At 72.6% G+C, this 9,666-nt stretch carries 11 protein-coding genes; 3 read left to right on the top strand and 8 right to left on the bottom strand.

Features of this window, described 5'->3' with window-relative positions:
• Window positions 1–707, top strand: a 707-nt coding sequence (locus VFJ94_RS03800; protein WP_325002859.1) for a DUF4032 domain-containing protein, incomplete at its 5' end; no start/stop codon positions are given.
• A gap of 23 nt (window positions 708–730) precedes the next feature.
• Here the strand turns inward: VFJ94_RS03800 and rlmB are convergent.
• From rlmB to VFJ94_RS03770, 6 genes are all read right to left on the bottom strand, one after another.
• The gene (gene rlmB / locus VFJ94_RS03795; RefSeq protein WP_325002858.1) at window positions 731–1,738 is read right to left on the bottom strand and encodes a 23S rRNA (guanosine(2251)-2'-O)-methyltransferase RlmB; all 1,008 of its coding nucleotides are present in this window, start codon (window positions 1,736–1,738) and stop codon (window positions 731–733) included.
• Between the two features lies 1 nt (window position 1,739).
• Entirely contained in the window at window positions 1,740–3,290 is a 1,551-nt protein-coding gene (cysS, locus tag VFJ94_RS03790) for a cysteine--tRNA ligase (RefSeq protein WP_325002857.1), read from the bottom strand.
• 88 nt (window positions 3,291–3,378) lie between these two features.
• Window positions 3,379–3,876 carry a 2-C-methyl-D-erythritol 2,4-cyclodiphosphate synthase gene (gene ispF, locus VFJ94_RS03785; RefSeq protein WP_325002856.1) on the bottom strand — a complete coding sequence of 166 codons (498 nt, stop codon included), beginning with the start codon at window positions 3,874–3,876 and terminating at the stop codon, window positions 3,379–3,381.
• Window positions 3,869–4,642, bottom strand: coding sequence for an SDR family oxidoreductase (locus VFJ94_RS03780; protein ID WP_325002855.1), 774 nt, complete (start codon window positions 4,640–4,642; stop codon window positions 3,869–3,871). The genes ispF and VFJ94_RS03780 overlap by 8 nt, the downstream gene beginning before the upstream one ends.
• Entirely contained in the window at window positions 4,639–5,337 is a 699-nt protein-coding gene (gene ispD / locus VFJ94_RS03775) for a 2-C-methyl-D-erythritol 4-phosphate cytidylyltransferase (RefSeq protein ID WP_325002860.1), read from the bottom strand. Before ispD ends, VFJ94_RS03780 begins: the two co-directional genes overlap by 4 nt.
• Before the next feature lie 5 nt (window positions 5,338–5,342).
• On the bottom strand, window positions 5,343–5,825 hold the full coding sequence (locus VFJ94_RS03770; RefSeq protein WP_325002854.1) for a CarD family transcriptional regulator: 483 nt from the start codon (window positions 5,823–5,825) through the stop codon (window positions 5,343–5,345).
• Between the two features lie 175 nt (window positions 5,826–6,000).
• Here VFJ94_RS03770 and VFJ94_RS03765 point away from each other — a divergent pair, with 175 nt between their 5' ends.
• Window positions 6,001–6,606 carry a hypothetical protein gene (locus VFJ94_RS03765; protein ID WP_325002853.1) on the top strand — a complete coding sequence of 202 codons (606 nt, stop codon included), beginning with the start codon at window positions 6,001–6,003 and terminating at the stop codon, window positions 6,604–6,606.
• Between the two features lie 18 nt (window positions 6,607–6,624).
• Here the strand turns inward: VFJ94_RS03765 and VFJ94_RS03760 are convergent, their stop codons facing one another.
• On the bottom strand, window positions 6,625–7,308 hold the full coding sequence (locus VFJ94_RS03760; protein WP_325002852.1) for a response regulator transcription factor: 684 nt from the start codon (window positions 7,306–7,308) through the stop codon (window positions 6,625–6,627).
• Between the two features lie 13 nt (window positions 7,309–7,321).
• A complete protein-coding gene (locus VFJ94_RS03755) occupies window positions 7,322–8,548 on the bottom strand; it encodes a sensor histidine kinase (protein ID WP_325002851.1) in 1,227 nt (408 codons plus the stop codon).
• A gap of 158 nt (window positions 8,549–8,706) precedes the next feature.
• Here VFJ94_RS03755 and phoU point away from each other — a divergent pair, with 158 nt between their 5' ends.
• Window positions 8,707–9,414, top strand: coding sequence for a phosphate signaling complex protein PhoU (gene phoU, locus VFJ94_RS03750; protein ID WP_325002850.1), 708 nt, complete (start codon window positions 8,707–8,709; stop codon window positions 9,412–9,414).
• Window positions 9,415–9,666: the final 252 nt, after the last annotated feature.

Genomic DNA, 9,666 nt, shown 5'->3' with positions numbered 1-9,666 from the left:
TCTCCAACGGCCAACGCGAGCACGACCTCGACATCGCCCAGGTCAACATCGCCGGCGAGCTCATGGACCTCGAGGCGGGAGGCTTCCTCGAGGAGCGCGCGGACCCGTTCGTCGTCGCGGCCTCGATCGTGGAGCGCTACCGCTCGCTGTGGGACGAGCTCACCGCCACCGAGCGCTTCGAGGTCGGCGACCGGTGGCGGGTCGACGAGCGCATCCGCCGGCTCAACGAGCTCGGCTTCGACGTCGACGAGCTCTCCATCGCCACCGACGTGGGGGGCACGCAGATCTCGATCCAGCCCAAGGTCGTGGACGCGGGCCACCACTCCCGCCGCCTGCTGCGGCTGACCGGCCTCGACGTCGGGGAGAACCAGGCCCGGCGCCTGCTCAACGACCTCGATGCGTATGCCGCCGCCACCGACCGGCAGGGCGAGGACGAGGAGATCCTCGCTCACGAGTGGCTCACCCACGTCTACGAGCCGGTGGTGCGAGCCGTGCCCCGCGAGATGGCGAGCCGCCTCGAGCCGGCCGAGATCTTCCACGAGGTGCTGGAGCACCGGTGGTACATGAGCGAGCGGGCCGGGCACGACGTGCCGCTCGATCAGGCGATCAAGGACTACGTGCGGACCGTGCTCCCGGCCAAGCCGGAGGAGAAGTCGGTGCTCGGGGTCGACACCGTGGAGATGCCGGTCATCGCCCGACCCGACTGAGTCGGGGCCGGGGCAGCGGCGGCTCAGCGGCGCCGTTGCCGAGCGATCTCGTAAAGCGCCACACCCGTGGCCAGGCCCGCGTTGAGGGACTCCACCGCTGACGACATGGGGATCGAGACGACCTGGTCGCAGTGCTCGCGGACCAGCCGGGACAGACCCTTGCCCTCCGAGCCGGTGACGATGACGAGGGGCTCCGACGCCAGGGTGAGGTCAGGCAGCTCGACGTCGCCGTCCATGTCGAGCCCGAGCACGAAGAACCCGGCCTTGCGGAAGTCCTCGAGCGCCCGGGTGAGGTTGGCGCACTTGGCGACGGGGACCCGCGCCGCGGCGCCGGCCGACGTCTTCCACGCCGAGGCGGTCATGCCGACAGACCGGCGCTCGGGCACCACCACGCCGTGACCGCCGAAGGCCGCGACGGACCGCACGATGGCCCCGAGGTTGCGCGGGTCGGTGATGCCGTCGAGCGCCACGACGAGCGGTATGCCGGGCAGCTGCGGGTCGATGAGGTCCGAGGGGTGTGCGTAGTCGTAGGGCGGCACCTGCAGCGCCAGCCCCTGGTGGACCGCACCATCGGTGAGCCGGTCGAGCTCGCCGCGGGGGGTCTCGAGGATCGGCAGACCCCGGGCGGTGGCGAGCTTGAGCGCCTCCTTGACGCGGTCATCGGAGTCGATGCGGCTCGCGACGTACATCGTCGAGACGGGGACCTCGGCTCGCAGCGCCTCGACGACGGAGTTGCGCCCCGCCACCATCTCCGACGAGCCCTTGGCCCGGCGCTGCGGCCGGGCCTGGCCACCCCGCCCGCTCCCGCCAGGGCGACCGGCGCTCGCGGTGCCACCGCGACCACCCGCGCTCGCGCCCGAGCCCTTGGCCGCCGCCCGGGCCCGCTTCGCGGCGGGGTGGTATTCGCGGTCGACCGCCTTGGGCGTCGGGCCCCGGCCCTCGAGGGCGCGACGACGTTGGCCACCGGAGCCGACGGTCGCCTTCTTGCCGCCCTTGCGGACGGCGCCACGACGCTGGGAGTTGCCCGGCATGTCAGCCTCCTGCTCGCTCGGCGCGGCCTGGTCGGCCGGCTGGTCCGACGCCTGCTCCGGCGCCTGCTCCGGCGCCTGCTCCGTCGGTTCGGTCGGTCTGGTCGGTCCGGTCGCTCCGGTCGGGTCGGGCCAGCGACCAGCGGGCACCCGAGGGGGTGTCCTCGATCAGGATGCCGGCCGCCGCCAGCTCGTCGCGGATGGCGTCGGCGCGGGCGAAGTCCCGCTCCTGCCGGGCCGCCTGGCGCCGGTCCAGCAGGGCGGCGACGAGCACACCGAGCGCCTCCCGCGCCGCCTCGACGCTCGCGTCCCGCGCGCCCGACCAGTGCTCCGCAAGCGGGTTGAGCCCGAGGACGTCGGTCATCGCGACGACCGCCGACGCGGCCGCGAGGACCGCCTCGTCGTCACCGTCATCGAGGGCGGTGTTGCCCGCGCGCACCGTCTCGTGCACGACGGCGAGGGCGCCCGAGACCCCCAGGTCGTCGTCCATCGCCAGGACGAACTCCTCGGGAAGGTCGCTCACGGCATACTCTCCGGCCGGGGGGATCGCACCGCGTCGGGCCGCCCGGTCGAGGAAGCCCTCGATCCGTTCGACCGCCGCGGCCGCCTCGTCCAAGGACCCGGGGTAGTACTCGATGGTCGACCGATAGTGCGCGGCCGTGAGGTAGTAGCGCAGCACGAGGGGCCGCGTCGTCTTGAGCAGGGTGCGCACCTCGAGCGCGTTGCCGAGGGACTTGCCCATCTTCTCGCCGCGGACCGTGACCCACGCGTTGTGCAGCCAGTAGCGCGCGAAGCCGAGACCGGCCGCCCGCGACTGGGCCTGCTCGGTCTCGTGGTGGGGGAAGCGCAGGTCGATCCCCCCGCCATGGATGTCGAACTCGTCGCCGAGGTAGCGCCGGGCCATCGCGGAGCACTCGAGGTGCCAGCCGGGCCGTCCCGAGCCGAACGGCGTCGGCCACGTCGCGCTCTCCGGCTCGTCCGGCTTGCGGCCCTTCCACAGGGCGAAGTCGCGGGCGTCGCGCTTGCCACGGGGGTCGGCGTCGTCGGCGCTCGCCATGTCGTCGAGCGACTGATGCGACAGGGAGCCGTACTGCGGCCAGGACCGCACGTCGAAGTAGACGTCACCGCTGCCGTCGGGGGCGGCATACGCGTGGCCCTTCTCGACGAGGGTCTCCATGAGCGTGACCATGTCGGGCACGTGCCCCGTGGCGCGGGGCTCGTAGGTGGCCGGCTCGACACCCAGCGCGTCGAGCGCCTCGGTCGTGAGCCGCTCGTTGCGGTAGGTGAGGGCGAACCACTCCTCGCCGGACTCGGCGGCCTTGCGCAGCACCTTGTCGTCGATGTCGGTCACGTTGCGCACGAGGGTCACCGCGTAGCCGTGCCCGACCTCGAGCCAGCGCCGCAGCACGTCGAACGCGACGGCGAAGCGGATGTGCCCGATGTGCGGGGCGCCCTGCGTGGTCAGGCCGCAGATGTACATGCCGACCTTGCCGGTCTCACGCGGCGTGAAGTCACGCAGCTCGCGGGCGGCGGTGTCGAACAGTCGCAGGGTCACCCGCGGAAGTCTATCGGCGCCCGGTGGCCCGCCCGGCCAGGCGGCAGGCCATGCGCCAGGCCAGTCCGCAGGCCAGTTCGTATGCCGTTCAGCCGCTCGGGTAGACGAGCGCCGTGGCGATCGCGGCCACGCCCTCGCCCCGACCGGTGAGGCCCAGCCCGTCGGTCGTCGTGCCGCTCACGCTCACCGGGGCCCCGGCGGCCTCGGTGAGCGTGCGCTGCGCCTCCTCGCGGCGGCTGCCGATCTTCGGCCGGTTGCCCACGACCTGGACCGCGATGTTGCCGATCTCGAAGCCGGCCGCCCGCACGAGCCGGGCCGCCTCGGCGAGCAGGGTCACCCCGGACGCCCCGGCGAGCTCGGGCCGGTCGGTGCCGAAGTGTGCCCCGAGGTCGCCCAGACCCGCGGCCCCGAAGATCGCGTCGCACGCGGCGTGGGCGGCGACGTCGGCGTCGGAGTGTCCGGCGAGGCCCCGCTCTCCCGGCCAGTGGACCCCGGCCACCCACAGCTCGCGCTCCTCGCCGTCGGCGGCATACGCGTGCACGTCGATGCCCACGCCGACGCAGGGGACGAAGCGAAGGTCAGACATCGCCGCGCTTCCAGTCGATGGGCCCTCGATGCAGCTTGTGCGGGGCGGCCTGCGCGACCGGCTTGACGACGAGGGAGTCGATGTTGACGTGCTGCGGCAGGCGCACGGCGAAGGCGATGCACTGGGCCACGTCGTCCGCGACGAGGGGGTGGTCGACGTCCGCGTAGACGCGGTCGGCGGCCTCCTGGTCCCCGCCGAGGCGGGTCGTCGAGAACTCCTCGGTGTGCACGAGGCCGGGACGGATGTCGATGACGCGCACGTGCTCGCCGTTGAGCTCCAGCCGCAGGGTCTCGGACACGACGGACGTGCCGTGCTTGGCGGCGACGTAGCCCCCGCCCCCCTCGTAGGGCTGCTGCCCGGCGATGGAGGAGACGTCGACGATGGTGGCGCGCGGGGAGCGACGCAGCAGGGGCAGGGCCGCCTTGGTCACGTGCATCGTGCCGAGCACGTTGACGGCATACATCTGCTGCCACTGCGCGGGGTCCGCGTCCTCGACCCGGGACAGACCGAGGGCGCCGCCCGCGTTGTTGACGAGCACATCGAGCCGGTCGAAGGTCGCGAGGCCCTCACGGACGCTGTCGACGTCGGTCACGTCCAGGACGAGGGCGCGGGCGGCGGGTCCGAGCTCGGCCGCCACGGCGACGAGGCGGTCCCGGCGGCGGCCGGCCACGACGACGTCGAACCCGTCCCGGGCGAGGAGCCGGGCCGTCGCCGCGCCGATACCCGTGCCACCTCCGGTGACGAGGGCGGTCAGGTTCCTGCTCACGGCTGAAGGATACGGGCCGCCGTGGCGAGGTCGTCGGGGGTCGTGATCTTCAGAGCCCGGAGGTCGCCCGGCACGACGAGGACCGGCTCGCCGAGCCGCTCGACGAGCGCCGCGTCGTCGGTGGCCTCGCTCGACACCACGTGTGCACGCTCGAGGACGTCGCGCCGAAACCCCTGCGGCGTCTGGATGGCGCGCAGGGCGGGCCGGTCGAGCGTGCCCACGACCCGGCCCTGGGCGTCCACCTGCTTGATCGTGTCGACGACGGGCAGCCCCGGGACGACGGCCGGCGCCCCGGCCCGCACGCGCGCGGCGACGCGCTCGTAGAGCGAGTGCGGGGCTAGGCAGCGGGCCGCGTCGTGGACGAGCACGAACTCGACCGTGGGACGCAGGGCGGCCAGCCCGGCGGCCACCGACTCGCCCCGATCTTGGCCCCCGGGCACCACCGTGACGTATGCCGCCTCGCCCGCCGTCGCCGCCGAGCGGCATTCGTCGACGACGGCCTGCGCGTCGTCCAACCAGCCGGCCGGTGCGACGACGACCACCTCGAGCAGGTGCGGGCACGACAGTGCCCCTCCCAGGGCGTGCCCGAGGAGGGGACGCCCGGCGAGGGGCACGAAGGCCTTCGGGACGCCGCCCCCGAGCCGCGAGCCGGAGCCGGCGGCGACGAGGACGACCCCGGTCGCGCGGTCGCTCAGGAGGCTCAGGAGGCGAGGACCTCGTCGAGGATCGACTCCGCCTTGCCCTCGTCCGTCTTCTCGGCGAGCGCGAGCTCGGAGACGAGGATCTGCCGGGCCTTGGCCAGCATGCGCTTCTCACCAGCGGAGAGGCCGCGGTCCTGGTCGCGGCGCCACAGGTCCCGCACCACCTCGGCGACCTTGATGACGTCGCCCGACGCGAGCTTCTCGAGGTTGGCCTTGTAGCGGCGCGACCAGTTGGTGGGCTCCTCGGTGTGCGGTGTGCGCAGGACCTCGAACACCCGGTCCAGCCCTTCCTGGCCGACGACATCTCGGACGCCGACGAGGTCGCAGTTCTCGGCTGGCACCTCGATCGTCAGGTCGCCCTGGGCCACCTTGAGCTTCAGGTAGAGCTTGTCCTCTCCGCGGATCGTCCGGGTGTTGATTGCCTCGATCAGTGCCGCCCCGTGGTGGGGGTACACGACCGTCTCGCCGACCTTGAAAACCATGTGCTGTTTTCCCCTTTCGCGACCCCCAGAATAGCATGGCCGTCACGCGGACCGCGATTCCCCCAGCCCCATCTGCGCAGGTCAGAGCCTCAGCGGCGACCGGGGAGGAGGCCTCACCGGTCTTGACAGCAGGCCGTGCGGCGTGCATGTGGCGTCCGCCGCTAGGCTGTCGCCCGTGAAGCGTCGATTCCTCGCCCAGTCCCCCACGCGTCGGACCATGGCGGCCGTCGTCGCGGCCTCCGTGCTGACCGTCGTCACGAGCGCGTGCCAGACGTTTTCGCCGACGCAGACCAACATGCCCTACGTCCCGGCCGACGGGGTGCCGGCGACGATCGGGACGCTGCAGATCAACGACCTGCTCCTCGTCAGCTCCGGCTCCGGGGACGCCGTGGTGTCCGGCGCGGTCCTCAACCGGGGCACGGAGGCGGCGACGGTGCAGATCACGCCCCAGCAGCAGGGTGGAGCGGGCGGCGCTAGCTCGCAGTTCGAGGTCGGGCCGGGCCAGCAGGTCAACCTCGCCGACAGGCGCCTGCAGGTGGCCGGCCTCGCCGCGAAGCCCGGCACGATCGTCCCCCTCACGGTGCAGAGCAGCGTCGGGGGGACGGTGGTCGTCAACGTGCCGGTCCTGCCGGCCGAGCGCTACTACTCGACCCTCGAGCCCACCGGCACGAGCGCGAGCACCGACGCGAGCACGCCCCCGGTCACGTCCCCGGTCACGTCCCCGGTCACGCCCTCCGGCGCGGTCACGCCGACCGGCGCGGTCACGCCCACGGCCGGCTAGGGCGCTCTCCGCGGCGGCTCAGGCGGCCTCGAACTTGTAGCCGAGACCGCGCACGGTGACGATGTGCACCGGGTTGGCGGGGTCAGGCTCGATCTTGGCGCGCAACCGCTTGATGTGCACGTCGAGGGTCTTGGTGTCCCCGACGTAGTCGCTGCCCCAGACGCGGTCGATGAGCTGCATCCGCGTCATCACCCGGCCGGAGTTGCGCAGCAGCATCTCGAGCAGCTCGAACTCCTTGAGCGGCAGCGGCGTGGCCCGGCCGTTGACGCTCACCGTGTGACGCTCGATGTCCATGCGGACCGGGCCGGCCTCGATCGTCGAGGGCACGAGCTCCTCCGGCTCGGACAGCCGACGCAGCACCGCCTTGATCCGCGCCAGCAGCTCCCGGCTGGAGTACGGCTTGGTCACGTAGTCGTCCGCGCCCAGCTCGAGGCCGACGACCTTGTCGATCTCGCTGTCCTTGGCGGTCAGCATGATGATCGGCACGGAAGAGCGCTGCCGCAGGGCACGGCATACGTCGACTCCCGACAGCCCGGGCAGCATGAGGTCGAGCAGGACGAGGTCCGCCCCGGCCGCGTCGAACTGCGCCAAGGCACCCGGGCCCGTGTCGGCCACCGCCACGTCGTAGCCCTCCTTGCGCAGGAGGTAGGACAGCGGGTCGGAGAAGGACTCCGCGTCCTCGACGATCAGGATGCGGCTCACGGGCACCTCTCGTTCAGGAGTTGACGGCCGGGTCCGGCGAGGCGGCGGGGTCCGGCCGGGCATCGGCGTCCGGCGCGGCCTTGGAGGAGCCACCGCGCGCATCGGTGGGCTGCACCGCGCCGGGCAGTCGGATGGTGAAGGTCGAGCCACGGCCCGGCTCGGACCACACGGTGACCCGCCCGCCGTGGTTCTCCGCGACGTGCTTGACGATGGCGAGGCCCAGCCCCGTCCCGCCCGTGCGGCGCGAGCGCGCGGCATCGACCCGGTAGAACCGCTCGAAGATCCGCTCCTGCTCGTCCGGCTCGATGCCGACGCCCTGGTCCGTGACCGCCACCTCGACGGGGCCGTCAGGCGCCCGGCGCACCGAGACGCCCACCCGCGTGCCGCGCTCGGAGTAGGCGATGGCGTTGCCCACGAGGTTGGTGACGGCGGTCGTGACGAGCTCGACGTCGCCCCAGATCCGGCACCCCGGCTCGGTGTGGACGACGACGGCGATGTCGTGCTCCTCCGCGAGGAGCCGGCACCGCTCGGCGGCCTCGGTGGCGCAGGTCCCGACGTCGACCAGGACGGGCTCGGTGATGGCGTCGGCGCCCTGGAGGCGCGACAGCTCGACGATCTCTCGCACGAGCTGGGTGAGCCGCTTCGACTCGACGCTCATCCGCTGAGCGAAGCGCGCGACGGCCTCGGGGTCGTCCGAGGCGTTGAGGACGGCCTCGGCGAGGAGGGCGATGCCGCCCACCGGCGTCTTCAGCTCGTGCGAGACGTTCTCGAGGAAGTCGCGACGCACCTGCTCGATGCGGCGCACGTCCGAGTGGTCCTCCACCAGGAGTAGGACGTGGTGCGCCCCCAGCGGGGCCACCCGGGCGGCGACGACGAAACGGGCGTCGCCGAGCCCCTTGCGCAGCTCGAACTCCGCCTCGCGGATGACGCCGTCGCGGCGGACCGCCCGCGCCATCTGCACCAGCTCCGGGTGGACGAGCTCCTGACCCCGCACGAGGCCGTGGGCCACCGCCGCGGGGGAGTTGTTGACGACGCGGTCGGAGCTGTCGACGACGACGCCGCTCGAGCGCAGCACCGCGAGGACCTCGGACACGCCCGGAGGAAGGTCGGACGCGGGCGCGACCTCCGCGTCATGGCGGCCCGCCCGGTCCGACAGCCGGACGGCGGCCGCGCCGAGCGCGCCGAGGCCGAGGGCGAGGCCGGCGACGGCGCCCAGGGTCGCGGCGGTCGTTGAGTCCACGTCGTCAGGGTACGCAGCCGGGACCGGCGCGCCGGACACGGCTGTCGAGTTGGTCACGGTTGGCTGCACTGTTCACCCGCAGGCCTTGCACTGTTCACCACCGGCTGGGAGTCTCAGGCCGATCAACCGACGATCACCCGTGACACGACAGGACCACGATGCGCGACCAGTTCCACGAGAGCCTCGACACGATCTCCGACCAGCTCGTCGAGATGACCCGGCTCGCCGGCTCCGCCATGGCACGAGCCACGACGGCCCTGCTCGACGGCGACGTCCACCTCGCCGAGTCGGTCATCGAGGCGGACAAGCGGCTCGACGACCTGCGCGTGGCGCTCGACGAGCTGGCCATCGACCTGCTCGCCCGCCAGCAGCCCGTCGCGACCGACCTGCGCATCGTGGTGACGGCCATGCACATGAGCTCGGACCTCGAGCGGATGGGCGACCTCGCGCGCCACGTGGCCAAGGTGGCCCGCCTGCGTACGCCCGAGTCGGCGGTCCCGCCGGAGCTGCGGTCGCACATCCTGCAGATGGGGCAGGTGGCCGGCATGATCGTCGCCAAGTGCGGCTCGATCATCGCGAGCAAGGACATCGAGGCCGCTGCGGCCCTCGAGCGTGACGACGACGAGATGGACGACCTGCACCGGCGGCTCTTCGCCGCGATGCTCGACGAGGACGCGACGTGGTCCAAGAGCACCGTCGTCGACCTCACGCTCGTCGGTCGCTACTACGAGCGCTTCGCCGACCACGCCGTCTCGGTCGCGCGGCGGGTCATCTACCTCGTGACCGGCATGTACGACGGCAGCGTCGACCACGAGGACGAGGAGGATGCGGACACCATCGCCCGCATCGAGCACGGCGACGTCTGACCACCCCCGGTCGAGTGGCCACTTTTGCACATCCCCCACCCGTCGAGTGGCCAGTTCCGCACACCCCCAACCCATCGAGTGGCCACTTCGGCACACCCCCCACCCGTCGAGTGGCCACTTCGGCACAGATGAGCCGCACGAAACCGGCCACTCGACGGGGCGGGGCCCGCACGAAACTGGCCACTCGACGAGGTAGGGCCCGCACGAAACCGGCCACTCGACGGGGCGGGGCCCGCACGAAACCGGCCACTC

Origin of the sequence: Intrasporangium sp., from assembly GCF_035688975.1 — a bacterium.
GTDB lineage: Bacteria > Actinomycetota > Actinomycetes > Actinomycetales > Dermatophilaceae > CALMNV01.
Note: the sequence above shows the minus strand (reverse complement) of the source record. Positions and strands in the feature narration are given on the sequence as shown.